17 protein-coding genes and 1 pseudogene are annotated in these 13836 nt (G+C 58.3%); 5 read left to right on the forward strand and 13 right to left on the reverse strand.

Translation table 11 applies throughout. From position 1 onward, the window contains the following. Position 1 precedes the first annotated feature (1 nt). Complete coding sequence (locus tag XI04_RS03530; RefSeq protein ID WP_271623452.1) at positions 2 to 790, reverse strand: M4 family metallopeptidase; 789 nt, start codon at positions 788 to 790, stop codon at positions 2 to 4. Between the two features lie 440 nt (positions 791 to 1230). On the opposite strand from XI04_RS03530, the gene XI04_RS03535 reads away from it, so the two are divergent. Then, positions 1231 to 2295, forward strand: coding sequence for a hypothetical protein (locus tag XI04_RS03535; protein WP_271623453.1), 1065 nt, complete (start codon positions 1231 to 1233; stop codon positions 2293 to 2295). 95 nt (positions 2296 to 2390) lie between these two features. Here the strand turns inward: XI04_RS03535 and XI04_RS38760 are convergent, their stop codons facing one another. The 7 genes and pseudogenes from XI04_RS38760 to XI04_RS03560 all read right to left on the reverse strand — a co-directional run bounded on the left by XI04_RS38760 (position 2391) and on the right by XI04_RS03560 (position 7248). Continuing rightward, complete coding sequence (locus tag XI04_RS38760; protein WP_442869379.1) at positions 2391 to 2513, reverse strand: hypothetical protein; 123 nt, start codon at positions 2511 to 2513, stop codon at positions 2391 to 2393. Between the two features lie 20 nt (positions 2514 to 2533). Then, positions 2534 to 2809, reverse strand: coding sequence for a zincin-like metallopeptidase domain-containing protein (locus XI04_RS38765; RefSeq protein ID WP_442869380.1), 276 nt, complete (start codon positions 2807 to 2809; stop codon positions 2534 to 2536). A 455-nt stretch (positions 2810 to 3264) separates the two neighbouring features. Further along, a pseudogene (locus XI04_RS38770) lies at positions 3265 to 3780 on the reverse strand (ThiF family adenylyltransferase). A gap of 362 nt (positions 3781 to 4142) precedes the next feature. Further along, positions 4143 to 4376: a hypothetical protein gene (locus XI04_RS03545; protein WP_271595955.1), complete on the reverse strand. Its 234-nt coding sequence runs from the start codon at positions 4374 to 4376 to the stop codon at positions 4143 to 4145. 4 nt (positions 4377 to 4380) lie between these two features. Beyond that, the gene (locus tag XI04_RS03550; protein ID WP_271595956.1) at positions 4381 to 4554 is read right to left on the reverse strand and encodes a hypothetical protein; all 174 of its coding nucleotides are present in this window, start codon (positions 4552 to 4554) and stop codon (positions 4381 to 4383) included. Positions 4555 to 4937: 383 nt separating this feature from the next. After that, positions 4938 to 5168 (reverse strand): hypothetical protein, encoded by a 231-nt coding sequence (locus XI04_RS03555; protein ID WP_271623454.1) that lies wholly within the window; start codon positions 5166 to 5168, stop codon positions 4938 to 4940. 1879 nt (positions 5169 to 7047) lie between these two features. Beyond that, positions 7048 to 7248, reverse strand: a complete 201-nt coding sequence (locus XI04_RS03560) for a hypothetical protein (protein ID WP_271595958.1) — start codon at positions 7246 to 7248, stop codon at positions 7048 to 7050. A 382-nt stretch (positions 7249 to 7630) separates the two neighbouring features. On the opposite strand from XI04_RS03560, the gene XI04_RS03565 reads away from it, so the two are divergent. The 3 genes from XI04_RS03565 (at position 7631) to XI04_RS03575 (ending at position 9972) form a co-directional block, all read left to right on the forward strand. Next, positions 7631 to 7993, forward strand: a complete 363-nt coding sequence (locus XI04_RS03565; RefSeq protein WP_271623455.1) for a hypothetical protein — start codon at positions 7631 to 7633, stop codon at positions 7991 to 7993. Positions 7994 to 8226: 233 nt separating this feature from the next. Then, positions 8227 to 8517, forward strand: a complete 291-nt coding sequence (locus tag XI04_RS03570) for an H-type lectin domain-containing protein (RefSeq protein WP_271595960.1) — start codon at positions 8227 to 8229, stop codon at positions 8515 to 8517. Between the two features lie 285 nt (positions 8518 to 8802). After that, a complete protein-coding gene (locus XI04_RS03575; RefSeq protein WP_271623456.1) occupies positions 8803 to 9972 on the forward strand; it encodes a hypothetical protein in 1170 nt (389 codons plus the stop codon). A gap of 543 nt (positions 9973 to 10515) precedes the next feature. Here the strand turns inward: XI04_RS03575 and XI04_RS03580 are convergent. The 5 genes from XI04_RS03580 to XI04_RS03600 all read right to left on the reverse strand — a co-directional run bounded on the left by XI04_RS03580 (position 10516) and on the right by XI04_RS03600 (position 13446). Beyond that, the gene (locus XI04_RS03580) at positions 10516 to 10758 is read right to left on the reverse strand and encodes a hypothetical protein (protein ID WP_271623457.1); all 243 of its coding nucleotides are present in this window, start codon (positions 10756 to 10758) and stop codon (positions 10516 to 10518) included. Positions 10759 to 10760: 2 nt separating this feature from the next. Continuing rightward, positions 10761 to 12410, reverse strand: coding sequence for an IS66 family transposase (tnpC, locus tag XI04_RS03585; RefSeq protein ID WP_442869381.1), 1650 nt, complete (start codon positions 12408 to 12410; stop codon positions 10761 to 10763). A gap of 45 nt (positions 12411 to 12455) precedes the next feature. Beyond that, positions 12456 to 12776 carry an IS66 family insertion sequence element accessory protein TnpB gene (gene tnpB, locus XI04_RS03590; protein WP_442869382.1) on the reverse strand — a complete coding sequence of 107 codons (321 nt, stop codon included), beginning with the start codon at positions 12774 to 12776 and terminating at the stop codon, positions 12456 to 12458. Between the two features lie 23 nt (positions 12777 to 12799). Next, entirely contained in the window at positions 12800 to 13198 is a 399-nt protein-coding gene (gene tnpA / locus XI04_RS03595) for an IS66-like element accessory protein TnpA (protein ID WP_271623459.1), read from the reverse strand. Between the two features lie 62 nt (positions 13199 to 13260). Continuing rightward, on the reverse strand, positions 13261 to 13446 hold the full coding sequence (locus tag XI04_RS03600) for a hypothetical protein (RefSeq protein WP_271623460.1): 186 nt from the start codon (positions 13444 to 13446) through the stop codon (positions 13261 to 13263). Between the two features lie 161 nt (positions 13447 to 13607). On the opposite strand from XI04_RS03600, the gene XI04_RS03605 reads away from it, so the two are divergent. Further along, positions 13608 to 13793: a hypothetical protein gene (locus tag XI04_RS03605; RefSeq protein WP_271623461.1), complete on the forward strand. Its 186-nt coding sequence runs from the start codon at positions 13608 to 13610 to the stop codon at positions 13791 to 13793. Positions 13794 to 13836 lie beyond the last annotated feature (43 nt).

A 13836-nucleotide genomic window follows, 5' to 3' on the forward strand; every position in this document is an offset into this window, starting at 1 on the left:
TTCAAACCCCTACGCCCGCATCGACAATGCCGACGTCGTCAAATGCGGTCTGGACGGCTTTCACCTTTTGATCGCGGTGCCGATCGGACTGGAACAGCGACCTTGTCGCCAATATCGCCCCTCTCCTGCTGTCGATGAACTCGGAGGTGCGAGTTGGATGATTCACGAGCGTCGTGTAGAAAAGCCGTGCCACCTCGACAGGGGTGGATAGCTGCTTGCCGCCGGTCCTTGCGGTCAGAATGTTGAACGCCGCCTTGTTGCGAATGCCGCTGTTGGTGTGCACTCCACCGTGATCCTCGTCGATCGAAACACCGAGATAGTCGTCCCTATGAGCGGGCTGGTTGAACCGGGTCGGCTCACGAAAATCGCGAATTGGCAGCCCGGTTTCGGTGAGATCCTCACCCATCTCCCAATTCCAATTGTCGATGTTTGGGATGTGGCGGTTGGAAACAATGATCCCAAAGATGTCCGAGTAGGTTTCGTTCAACGCGCCCGACTGAAATCGAAATTCAAACGCGCGGTTGAACCGGTCAAGCCATGCAGCAATTCGTGCGCGATGATGTCCAGGGCCGCCGCGTAAGAGCGGAACTGCCCATTGACCTGCCGCTGACCGTAGATCATCTAACCGGGGATCCAGGCGGCATTGCGCCACTCGCGCCCGCTGCGGGCCCGCCAGCGGATCGCCTGGCTCCGAACATGCATTACGCAACGACCGCACAAAGTCCAGCTGCAGGAATTTCGTCGATTCGGCCACGCCGGCGGCAGCCGGTACGAGGTCCTTGGCAGCCACGATTCCTATAAACGTCGCGGGTCGGCCGGCCGGATCAGCCGGTCCATTTGGTTTGAGACGATAAGGAACGGCATCGCCGCGCTCTTATGGAGAATCGGAGCTTCTGCGCGGTGGCGCGATAGCAGCGGGTTCGCATCATGATGACGTAAGCCGATACCAACGCTCTCATTGCCTGCGCCAATTACTGCGGTGGCCGGTAGCCTGGTGGCATGCGACACAATGGCGCTCACTACCTCCACGGGCTTTACCACAAGGGCTTTGATGCCTCTGGATCAATGACTTGCCGCCGGAAATCCGCGTGTCTGCCTAGCGCATCATTACCACACGTTAAGGATGCGGACAGCTTGCGTTCAGAATCGATCCTTTAACCTTGGCGCGTGGTCCTCATACGCGTCGAGGGCAGCGGTATGAGGTTCAACACCGCCCTAATAGGATTGGCCATGGCCAAGCTTGGGAATAAGTCTTCTACCGCACGCATCTCGCATGACGCGCCGGCGTCACTCTCCCCCAACACTACCCCGCCAGTCGCGCGGATTTCGCACGATGCTGCGGCGCGCGCGCCGGGTGATGCCAGCGCGCGCATCTCGCATGACGCCGCGGCAATGGATGCCGTGGTCGTGCCGCTGTCCCGTGATGCCGCGGCGCCGCAGTCCGACGATGCTGTCGCGCGTATCTCCCGCGACACAGCGGCGACCGCAACGGACGATACAGCCGCGCGGATCTCGCACGATGCCGCTGTGATCGCGCCGGTCGAAGTTACGTCGCGCATCTCGCATGCCGCCGTCGTGACCGCTTCTGGCGATGCGGCAGTCGCCACTCCCGAGATCGCCGAAGCTTCGGCCGCCGCCCAAGCGGCGGCGACGGTTTCGCCGCTCAAGCAGTTGCTTGCCTGGGCGAAGTCGGGTGCAAGCCAGCTCATCCGCAATCCGTCGGTCCGCAGGGGGCTGGTGTTGGCGAAGACGCTTGGCATCGCGGGTGTCTTGGCCGGTGGCATTCAGCAGGTCGCGGCCACCCACGCGCCGCAGTGGGTGGATCCGGCCGCCGAATACCTGTATCTGCGTCAGGATATGGCGGCGTTTACGAACGAGCCGGGCGAACAGCCCCCCGGCCAGGGCAAAATCAACACGACCACCAAGTTTAAGTATGAATTCCGCATCTCGAACCTCGATAGTGCCGGCGTGGTTCGTGGCCGCTTCCATGGCTATTCGGAGGACGGCAAACCCGATCCGCGCTGGTGGTACCTCACGGGCCGTTCGGACGGAAAGCGCGCCATGCTGACCTATCGCAACGAAAAGGGCGTCGTGATGGGCGAGTTGAGCCTCCTGCGTTCGAAGGATGGTTCGGTGTGGGCCGGCCATCTTGTCGGCATCGACCGGAGCATCTCAGACACGGACCTCGTGCAGAGCCCGATCATCGTTGCCCAGTCCGACTATGACTTGAACCGCCTGAAGTCGGATGATTTTCTGAATGAGAGCCCGGTGCTTGTGAAGGGCTACACGCACTAACACTTCAGCCTTCCACGTCGCGTGCACGTGAACGAAAATCAAAACCGGCGAGCGGTGACGCTCGCCGGTTTTTTTATCGGGATTGGCATCCACAATCAGGCGGCTTCGGTCTCCCCTCGCCGCTCGTCGGTATTCGGCTGCAAGCCATTCAGGTAATCGGCCGGGGCGCGCTGCGCGTGCGATGAAGCGGTGAATATGGCGCGCTTGTCGTTCTTCATCACCTTAATCCACAATCCGACTAGGCGGCGTCCCTCACCTCCGGTGTCAGTTCGAGATCAGCCGAAGGGAACGCGGCCCCGAGTTCGGCGACAAGTTCTTCCACCGCATACTCGCCGAAGCGCCTGCAGCCAGATTCGCGATTGAGACGCTTCTCATCGCGCGTCCAATGCGTTGTCTCGTGCGCGAGGGTCGCGCCAGCAATCCACCGCTCCAGCTCGTAATCTAACTCTCCGGAGATCAGCGAATGATTTCCTGAGGCAACCCTGCAACCATTGCCTCGAACTCTTGTCGCCATCGTCGCGATGATCCTCGAGGGAGGCGATTGTCCCCTCAGTTCAAGTGAGCAGATGTGCGCATGCTCTAACGATCTCCGCGCTGGGCCCCGCCAAAGGATGGGCTCAAGGCGCTATCCGATTACCGCAAGCGCTCGATCGCCCCGCAGATATCCGAAAAGCGAAGCGGCTTTCCCGAGAGGCATGCCTTATGCTCGAAAGGCGGGATGCGGTTCGCGCGAGGTGATGGCGTAGATCTGCCCTGTAGTGAAGGCTAACACCCGGCCCGTCCTCTTGACCTAGATTGTAACCAACGCAGTTCCGGACAATCAACATCTTGGCGCGGTTCGACCAGCTGCAACTTTCCTGCCAGGGCAGTGATATGCTGGTAGCGCAACGGGCGATCAGCTCGTAAGCCCCAGGTAATCCATGAGAAAGTCATTCACCGCATGCTCTGAGGAGACCGCATTAAGACTGATCACGCTGGGATTTGGCTCCTCAATGCCATAGGCTTGGGCCTTCGTTCCGCATCAGTCTTGGCCTCTTTCGCGAGGAGATTGGGATCGATCAGCTGATTGCACCAAAGACAACCCACACCAGGACGAAGAGGTCGAATAGCACTGAATGCATCGATGACTTGCCCCTGCTCATCGGCCCGGACTTTTGAGCCCAGCTGAACGGCTGGAATGAGATATTGGTGGACCAACGCGTTCACGACCAGGCGTGCCCGCATCGAGTCCGCCGCAAGGAAGACGTAGTCGCAGCCTTTGAGGCGGTCCGCGACTGAAGCTTTCGCCACATCAGCATTGAAGTGGACAATATGCGCGGATGGGTTGGCTTACTGAATCAAACGCCGTGCTAACTGAACCTTGGGCGTTCGATTTTCTGCATGGGATTGCGATGCTCCGATCAATCGTGAGAGGTTGGACGCTTGAACCGCATCCTCGTCAACCAGCGTGAAATAGCCAACGCTTAGGCGGGCCAAATATTCCACAAGAGGCTACCGATCCCGCCGAGGCCGACCACCGCAATGTGGGCGCGCGACAAGGTCTCCTGGACTACGCGGCCAAACATCCGAATCTGAAGATCGTATTGATCGTCGGCGAACCCTGACGCGGATGGCGTAGGGACGGCGTGCCGATGCCCCAGCCTCGCGGCGCTGTCCGCCTGGGCTGGGCCTAACCCCTCAGATTTTGTCAACGGGCCCTATCGCGCGAGCCAGCCGGAACCGATGGCGCAAATTTCCAGCCTCTTGCGGGCTGATCCGGCCCTGGACGCGAGGCCGGCGAGGCAGTTGAAGCATTCGTCCGCACACCCTGCGAACGGCTGAAAAAATCACTCAGGTAAGTCGCTACGTCAGCATTTGAGCTGCCATTGGCGGCTTTCAGCTGCCTGCAGACGCCTCTCCTCGACGGCTTTGACGATGTCGGGAATCACGTTCTCGTCCATCTCCTTGAGAAATTCCTGCAGCAGCTTGGCGTCGACGGGCGCAAGCCCCTGAAGCATTTCAGGTCTTTCATTGGTCTTGTCGTCTGCATCGCCAGCCATCGTGATCTCCCTGAAGTCTGAAATGGGCTTTCCGTCCTTCAATAGGCTATTTCGTCTTGGTCGGCTGCAAGTAGCGGTCCATCCGCGAGAACCCTACATGGCCGGCATCGGCAAGTTTCAGGCCACCCATTCCGGCAATGGTCTGGCCAACCTTCTTGCGGGCGAAAATCAGTGCACCGTCGCGGCCGTGCAACAACCAGAGGGGCATTGCTTCGCGCAAGCTGGCCCTGGCGTTGATGACTGCACGCGCCTCACAAGGCGGAGGTGTAAGCTACGAGTTGACCTTGATCAAATCTCAGCGGCCGAAGTTTGCCTGCCCCCAATGAACAGCAATAACCGCAGGCCGAATACGCTGCGTCGCACGCCGCACGTAAGCCACAGATGTAATCCCAGCTTTCCCGCGCCGCTCGTCTCCTGTACAACATCACGAACGGAACGTGCAATAGTCGTTTCATTTAACTACTGATTGCGCACGGGTTTCAGACCCGCGCCCCGTGGAGCGAGGCCCTAGGGTGGCGGGGCATGCGTGCCGTATAGAGGTCGATCAGCGTGAACCGTGCGACGTGTCTCAACGGTCGCTCATCCGACAAGCTGGAATGGCCATCATGTACCGTCGTGTCGGTCTTCTGCCGAATGCCAGTCCGCACCGTAGAGGTGGATCATCTCGTTATGGGACCGATTGATGAAGGCGCGCTCGACGCAATAGCCGGCCGCGAATGAGACTACTATCGCAAGGCCACATGCGACGTAGCCGTCAAGATCCCACAAAATGCTGACGCTGGCGCTTGCGATAAAAGTGACAGCAATGACCGTGTTGCGAAACGCGTTGACCATGTTGCTCCCCAGCCAGTCGCGGAGGAAGAACTTAACATTGCGTCGATGACGATTAGCGGCGAAAATGGCCGATCATTCGGCGTCTTTCTGCTGATCGAGTCAGCACTTTCTTGTCGCTATCTTTGCCGCGAGCCACTCGTCAATTTCAGTCTCGCCCCGTCCAATTCGGTTCCTAGCGCAACACGAGCGGCGGCAGAAAACGCGTTGGCGCTGCCAGTTCCGGCAGTTCACTACAGAACACGTAACGCCTACGAGTGCGTGACTTGCTTTGTCCTTTAGATCGGGGCGGCCGCGTGTTGAAACAGCATCAACACTACTGATGGGAACGTGTTGTTCATCACGTTCTTCTTGGACCGCTGGAAACACCAGCTGCAAGACAGGGCCATGGTGATCGCAAACTTCAAGTGCACGGGGCGGTGCGGCCTGCTTCCAGCCCATTCGCAGGCTATCTCGGAGATCGCAGTGGTCGCCCCTTCCCGCGCAGCCTTGATATGGGTCGCTCCACACCTTCATCGTCGCGCATGAATCGGCCGCCGTCGCGAATATCAGAATAATATCTTTTCATGGATACTCAAACAGCTCCTTGCGGCTCCAAAGATCTGCTGCCATCGAGGTGCCCCCCTAGCTCAAATCGAAATTGCGGCGGCGCTCTCGTCGTGTCCGAAGCAGTCCAGGCATGTCTTGGAGGCAGTACCTGTGTCCACCACGAGTATTCCGGGATCCGCTTGTTGCCTCGCTCGGAAGGCAGAACTCTGCGACTTCCCTGGCTGCAGCTACGGCGCTCTAAATCAAGGCAAATGCGAGCAAGCTAGAGCAGAAAAGTGCGATGCCGACAGCGGTCAGCCGAAACAAGGTCGTGATTGCGCGTGGAGCCGTCCTCGATTGCGCCAAAGACGCAATACAGCCGCTGCTGCTTCCCGCCCCGAACAGCATTTTTGTCTAACTCCGATGCAAAATTCATTCCCTTCTCGGTTCAGAATGCATGTTTTCGTCGTTCTCACGGGCGAGTTTGCTGTTCTTTGGCAGCACTACAGCATAATGCATTATCGGCTTTCGCGCCTCGCGAGCCGCGGATTCGTAGTTATCCCTCCGCGGCCCTTGTGAAACATCGGAGCATGACGTTTCGTAGTTGCTCAATGGCTTTCGGATTGATGTCGTCAAATGCGCGGCTTTTTCATTCTTCTAGTGACCTTTGCGATCATGATGTCCGCACGCGGTCAGCTCCATACTGACTTCGCACCGCGACCAACTGCGCCCATGCCACCGGTCAATGCACCATAGCTCAACAACGCTTGGAGCCGCCGCAACTCGAGCTTCCAAACCTAAGGGGACGTAGCCACCCTCACACAGCGCTTTCGATCTGCACCGCAGCTTTCGTCGCGAGCACTCGGCCCGCCCTCTCCTCGGTCAGCCAGGTCTTTTACGAATGCAGAACTGACGCAGCGGCACCTAAGTCCCACGTCGAAGTATTTGGCGCCTAAGCTCCTGTTAAGCTCAACCTTCCGAAAGGGCCGACGTCTGTGGCAGCTGCGACTCGTTGGAAACCGGCGTCTTGCGGGAGTACCGGCCTCATCGCAGCGGTGATCGCCGGAACGGAAGCAAGATGACAGGACGCCGGAGCTGAGACTCTGGTAACTCTCACAAGTTCCATCTTCTGGCGCCATATCGCATCATTGACAGGATCACCAAGTGTACCGAGTGCACGGAGTCTGGTCGCTTGGGTGGACGGCTAGTTTTAAATCTGCCACACTCTATGTTTTCAGGGAATGACCTCTTGTAAGCGGTCTGAACTAAGATTGCGTGGAGCGCCTTTTTTCTCGGAGACGGTCAACTCTGAGACCTGGAATGTTCACCTGACGTACGGCATCACTCTAATCGCTTACCGCCACATGCTCGGCGCGTGTCGAAGCGCATCGAGGCCAATCTGCTCGAGACGCTCGCGCTCACTCTCACCTTTGCTGGCGGCTTCCAGAAGCTTCGAGGCGACATATGCCCGCACGCCACCATCACTCCCAGGCACGTTTACACAGACCGTTTCGAGGATCTCACGCAGAAGTGCTGTGGTAGTGGCGTCCAACATCGGAGAATCCCCCCAACTTGAAGAGCGATGATAGCACAGCGCGCTTTCTAGTTGAATCGATCGAGTAACCGAAAAACCAATACCGTTTTGCTTCGATCGATCGTCTGCCTCAGCTCCCTGCACCCCGTGCTTCCGCCTACCCTTTCCCGATCTGTGCCTACCGCCTGCTGGGCCAATTCCGATGTAGTCTTGCAGACCTAGCGAGACGGCCATCGCGCACGCGGGGGCCCTAAACGCAAAAATTCCTCGCTCGAGTAGAGATTTTCGGCGAATTCCAGCTGGGCGATTGTGCGAAGTTGCGGCGCATGTGCATCGAATATGTGACTACCGAGAGCTGAGGAATAAGATATCTGAGGACGACCCAATCAAGGTTCTCTTCGACATGGCCAGCTACTGGGCCACCGTCTGGGCCTTCATCGCGCTCTGCCTCTGGCTCGAACAACAGGTTCTCAAGCGGTTGGACATCGAGTCGGGCAGCCTCCAAGTTGCCATCCTTCTTGTGAGCACACCGGCCGTATTCTTGGCGACAGTCCCTCGCATTCAGAAGAACCCCAAAGCGCGGCTGATTTTGGAGCGGGCCCGTTACGTCGCGGTCTTGGTCGCTGCGGCCTTGCTCGGGGCCTATCTTCACGCGAACCACACAGACGATTCGTATGAGAATGCCCTGCGGGAGGGCGCGGTGCTGGCCTGTGCCCAGATCGCGGCTTGCAAGGCGGCAGCAGCGGACTATGCGAACACGCGCTAGCGAGCTAAATCCGTTCCGGTTTGCGGGAGCAGTGCGGAAATTCTCTGCTCATTGGAGCGAGAGACCGCTTGGCCCATAGCCTCCATCCCGGCGGCAGTAATTCCTTCGTTCGGGGCCCATCCCAGCATCGCGTATCGGCCCAGCCTCTAGCCATACGATGGGTTGCAATGACAGATGTCCTCTGCTGTAGTTGTCGTTGGAAATTGTTCCCGTGTTAATTGATAGAGGCGTTTATGACAATGGTTTCTCTTGGTGCCCCATTGGCAGCTGGCACCGCTGACTTCGATACGTCCGGCAAAACCAAATTCAACATTCCTTACGGTCGCGACATCAGGAACGCGAAACCCGTCGTAACGGTCTCATTGACCGGTTTCCATATTGGGGGAGATCGTGGAGTGACCAGCCTATTTGTCGAGGTCACTCACGCCGACCAGAAGGGTTTCGACGTCGAGATCAAGCAAGCAACCGACAAGTCGGTAACTCGAGTCGCTATCTCCTGGATCCTGTTCGCGGCTGCAGGTTAAATCGGTGCCAGCCCGCTGATCACACCGGCGGGCCTTTCTTCCCGTCCGCGCCAGAGCGCGATGCTCAGCCCTCCATAGACCGTCGTGAATCCTATCAAGGTGATGGCGTTTGTAACGTTTGGCGACACCCGCATGTGCCCCTTAGCGGACGTGGGCGATCCGTTAGCCAGCCGGTGTCTGCTTCCAGCCTCCCTCTCCTCAGTGAGGTTTGGTCTCAGAACAAGGCATGCTATAATCCTTCGGGCAAAACAGAACCGTTTTTGACACCAGCTAGCCGGCAGGCTCATGATTGTCATTTATACCTACCCAGTGCGTTCGACGCTGTCTGCGGTCGATCGGTGGCCAGTACTCGTAGACAAATTCCGGGTAGAGTTCGGCGAGGAAAACGGGATTATCAGTTCGGTCTCTGTTGCAGTTCGTCTTGACGATGATGCGTCTTTGCCAAAGGTTTCGCCTTCGAATAATCCAAACGTCAAACTTCACGTCGATGTAGGCAAATCTGCCCACAATGAAGAAGTAACTGACTATCTAATGGTCGTTCAAGGCATGATGTGCCTGCTCGGAACGTTCACAATTGACTTTAACAAACGCCAAGTGAATTGGGAGCCAGAGAATGATGACGAGAGGGCCAAACTAGGCCTGTTTTCTTACAGCGTCACAACGGACAAGGACGTAGAAGATCAATCGCCCTTTACATTCGACTTTATCGCCAGGACGGTGTTCACCGCTGCCAGTTCTTCTCACTATGAAGTGCCGCTGACGTTTCTCCGACGGGGCCTTCAAGACGTGAGAAACGACCGGTTTATTGATGCGTTTTACAATTTTTTCTTTTTCCTGGAAACGCAATTCGCGCCAGGATTCAGCAACCCAAAGGTAGTAGTCGAAAAGCTGTTAGAGGCATCATCGGTAAAGGAGGCGCTGCAGGTTACGCGAGAAACCCTCAGCAAGCACCGGGGCCGCCTCCCAAAAAACGTACTAGTACCGCTGCTCACCTTAGGGGATCGTGAATTGATCACCCTTCTGGTGGATACGCGGGGTAATCTTCACCATCACGCTCTCCGGCGGCCTGGAATCTGGCACCCGGAAAGGCCCGAACGATTTGAGGCAGAGGCCCTGATTTTGCAGTCCATTGCCCATTCGATTGCGCTGAATGAGGTATTTTCTCTAATCTACTCCCAAGATCAGGATGATGCGTTCATTAAAGGTGCAAGAGACGTTGGCGCTATGTTCAAGCTTGAGGCGAATATCACGACTCAGGCTGGAAAACTGCAGCCCTTTAACATTCATATTCCGGGAAGAAGACCGCACTACGACATGGTTGTGCGTGCCGATGACGAGGTCAGAAATATGCTTGAGGCGCAGCGACCCGTTATTTACCCCCTACGCTATACGATCGGAACAACTCCGAATGTCGTTTGCGCTTCGTACGAGTGTTTCCTACCGATCAAGAAATAGCCTCAACCCATCGCAACGTGATCGAACCAGAAGCGGCTCAGCTTCTTCCCTTCCGAGTCAACGGCCTCCCACTCAACGAGCGCACTTTCGAGATGAGCTTTCTTAACGTGCTTCAAGAATTGATTCTCTGCTTGCCAAAGTACTGATGCGTCTCGCTCTCCGGCGCTCCATCTGTCGTCAGGGACATCCTTTACAAGGATACTGACGGAGCGAGCGAGCGGGATTATAATTCCCTTAGCGATCGATGATCTTGCACAGATCGCGTAACGAAATAGAATTACAACATCCATCCACTGAGCATAGTTCAAGGAAGTGGCTTGGAAAATAGCAATTTGTAAGTGTCGGAGACGATCGACACGGTCGGATGCGAACGACTTTTCGTAGCCCTGACGCCTGTGAGGGCGAAATCCCGTGGTTGCCCCCATGTGAGCCGCATATCTACCCACCCAGCCTCGCGGCGGCTTGATGGACGGAGAATGCATGGTTTTTGTCGGCTAACGGCGCCTTATGCGTATCCATCCGAGCTAGGCCGCGGACAGGGGCTCACCGAATCCACCGCTTGAGGAGTTCGGGGTCTTCCTTGTGCATCCTGATGAGCTCCGTCAAGTTTTCGATGCCGAAGTCGGTGAACGCCATGACCTGGTCGTCACCTATGCCGTAAACCCAGATGACGCCATCCTCTGTGTCCATTCCGTTGGCCACGTCCCAGAGCCAGTCCTCATCTTCGCCGAGGTCTTTTGCGACGCGAGCGATGGTGAAGACGGCGTGAACCTTGTTGACGTGCATGGCTACGCCGCCTGGGCGGAGGACCTCGACGCAGAAGGCGTCCAGTTCCAGGGCAGCAACTCGTGCAGGCGGTTCTGCGGCATGTCGGCGATGCGCGCCAAGACGTCGGCAAGCCAGGCTTTCGGATCGATGTCGTTGAGGCGCGCCGTCATGAGAAGCGTGGCCATCACGGCAGCCCGCTCGGCGCCGCGATCAGAACCGGCGAACAACCATGCCTTTCTTCCCAGAGCAAAACCGCGCAAGGCTCGCTCCGCTGCATTGTTTGTCATGCAGATCCGTCCGTCGTGGACAAGGCGGGCAAAGCCCTCCCAACGGTTGAGCAGATAGTTGATCGGCTTAATCACGTTGGACGAACGTGAGAGCCGGGCAGATTCCGCCCGGAGCCAAGCCTCAAGGTCGGTCAGCAGTGGCGCGCTTCTCTCCCGGCGGATCTGTAGCCGCTCCGCAGCGCTTAGCCCATAGATGTCGCGCTCGATCTCGAACAATTGGTCAATCCGACGAACCGCTTCCAACGCAATGGGCGAGATCGCCGTCGCCGACCGTCCGCGGCGGGCGTTCTGGGCGATGTCGGCAAGTTCGAAGAACGCCCTCCGGCCATGTGCCCAACAGAAGGCGGGCGTGGCCGGCAACGCCTTGCGTCCGGGATCGAAGAGAGCGTTGAACCCGCTATAGGCATCGGCCTGCAGGATGCCGGCGAAGTTCTGAAGATGCCGCGCGGGATGTTCGCCGCGCCGATCACGTGAGGCGTAGAACAGCGCCGCCGGCGGATCTCGCCCGCCGAATGGCCGATCGTCGCGAACATAGGTCCAAATCCGACCGGTATCTGCTTTCCCTTTCGCCAGGATCGGTATCTTGGTGTCGTCACCGTGGAGCCTGTCGGCGGAGAGCACATGGGCTTCGATCAGTTCAAAGATCGGCCTGACCGCAAAGGCTCCGGCGCCCACCTGGTCCGCCAGCGTCGAGACCGACAGGGCGATCCCCTCACATTTGAAGCGCTGGCTCTGTCGATTTAGAGGCTGATGCTGACCAAATTTGTCGAACAGGATCGTCGCCAGAAGCTGGGGTCCGATATAGCCACGGGGTGTGGCATGGAACGGCGCTGGTGGCTGCGTGATCGCCTCGCAATCCCGACAACTGAACTTCTCCCGGACTGTGTCGATCACCTTGAACCGGCGTGGGATCTCCTCCAGCGTCGAGGTCACGCTTTCGCCGAGCTTCGACAGCCGGGCCGATCCGCAGCAGGGACATTGCGTCGGGGGCGGCAGCACGACGCGCTCCCGCTCGATATCATCGGGAAAGGGCTGGCGCAGCGGCCGCCTGCGCTCAAACGAACGCACCGTCTGCGTCTTCCCGGCCGCCCTCTCGGCAGCGAGCTCATCCTCGGTCGCGCCCGCCTCGAGTTCCTCAAGCTCAAGCTCCAGCTGATCGAGCAGCCGCGCCGACCGCTCGGAGCGCGCGCCATATATCGTGCGTCGTAGCTTCTCGATCTCGAGCTTGAGATGGGCAATCAGCGCTTCGGTGCCCGATTGCTTCGCCTGGGCATTGGCCGCTTCAGCAAGCCTGGCTTCCGCCGCAAGTCTGGCCGTGCGCTCGGCCAGGATCATTGCATGCGCGGCGGCAAGATCAGGCGGCAGGTCGGCGCTGGAGTCCATCGCCAGATGGAATCACATTCGCGGCCAAACTCAAACAACAAAGTCTCAGCCTAGACTGGTTGGACGCCAGGACTCTTGGGGATTGCGCCAGTCGATGCCGGACAACAGATAGCTCATCTGCGCCTGCGAGATCGACACCACACCGTCCGCCAGCGACGGCCAGACAAAACGACCTCTCTCCAGTTTCTTCGTAAACAGGCATGCTCCCTGGCCGTCATGCCAGATCACTTTCAATAGATCGCCTCTGCGTCCGCGGAAGCAGAACAAATGACCACTCAGCGGATCGCGGCGCAGCACCTCTTGCACCTGCAGTGACAATGAGGCGAAGCCTTTACGCATGTCGGTGTGGCCCGTCGCCAGCCACACCCGAACTCCTGTAGGGACCGGAATCATCGCGGATCCAAAATCTCGATGATCCGGCGAAGCGCCTCAACGTCAACGCCCGCATCAACAATGACCCGCCGCCCGCCGGTTAGCTCGATCTCGATCCGACGCTCCGCGGTCGCGCCCTCCGATGACGCCGCCACCGACGCCGCGGGTACCCCCTCGGCCACAACTGCCCTGACAAAGCCAGCCTCGGATTTGGTCCGCGTCGCCACGAAGGCTCTTCGCCAAGTCACCAATAGAGAACGCGACAAGCCGTATCGCCGGGCTGTCGCCGCAACTAGGCGCGGCTCGGACAGGCTCTCCAAAACAATTCGCGCCTTCTCTTCCTCAGACCAACGCCGCCGCCGGCCTGTATCAACCACTTCCAGTCGATTCAACGTACTGATCGTATGGCTGTCCATACGTACAGTTCTCAACCATCAGGCCAGCCCGCCGCAAGGCGTCTCTCCTCGGAAGCTTACCCTTATGCAACTTCGACGGTGGGAAAATTCGCGATGGCGCTCGCCTTTGCCTTGATGGTCACGTCTCCGTAGCCCTCCGACACATTGCGCGGCGCGTGCCCTCGAATGGCATCCAGCACGCGCATCTCAAGGCCCTGATCGATGCCGACGGTTTTTGAAGCGATGGCGCCAGCCGTGCCTTGGATCAACGTTCTTGTCCTTCACCACTTCACGTACGAACTCATTGACCTAGTTCCGCGCCGTCTTCACCGCATTGCCCACGACCCGGGGATCAAGACCCGCTCCTTTTGGAAGCCATGGCTCTCCGGAAGAATTTGTCTGGGCCGATGCCGCGCGGCGCAATGACCACATGTATCAGATCACGGACCGGGCCAAAGAAATCGATCTGGCAGCTGGCGGGACCCGTGACGACTACGAGCCTTTTGCAGACCCCCGGGCGGCCACCAAGCAGGCCATTGACTTCTTTCAGTTGGCGTCCGCAAAGGTCACTCCGGCCGACCTCTACGTTGAACGGTGGCTTGCTGCCTCGACGTAGAGCGAGCGAACCAAGGCTGACGCCCGTACGGCGCTTTCGCACT

Source organism: Bradyrhizobium sp. CCBAU 11430, assembly GCF_028128855.1.
Taxonomy (GTDB): Bacteria; Pseudomonadota; Alphaproteobacteria; order Rhizobiales; family Xanthobacteraceae; genus Bradyrhizobium; species Bradyrhizobium ottawaense.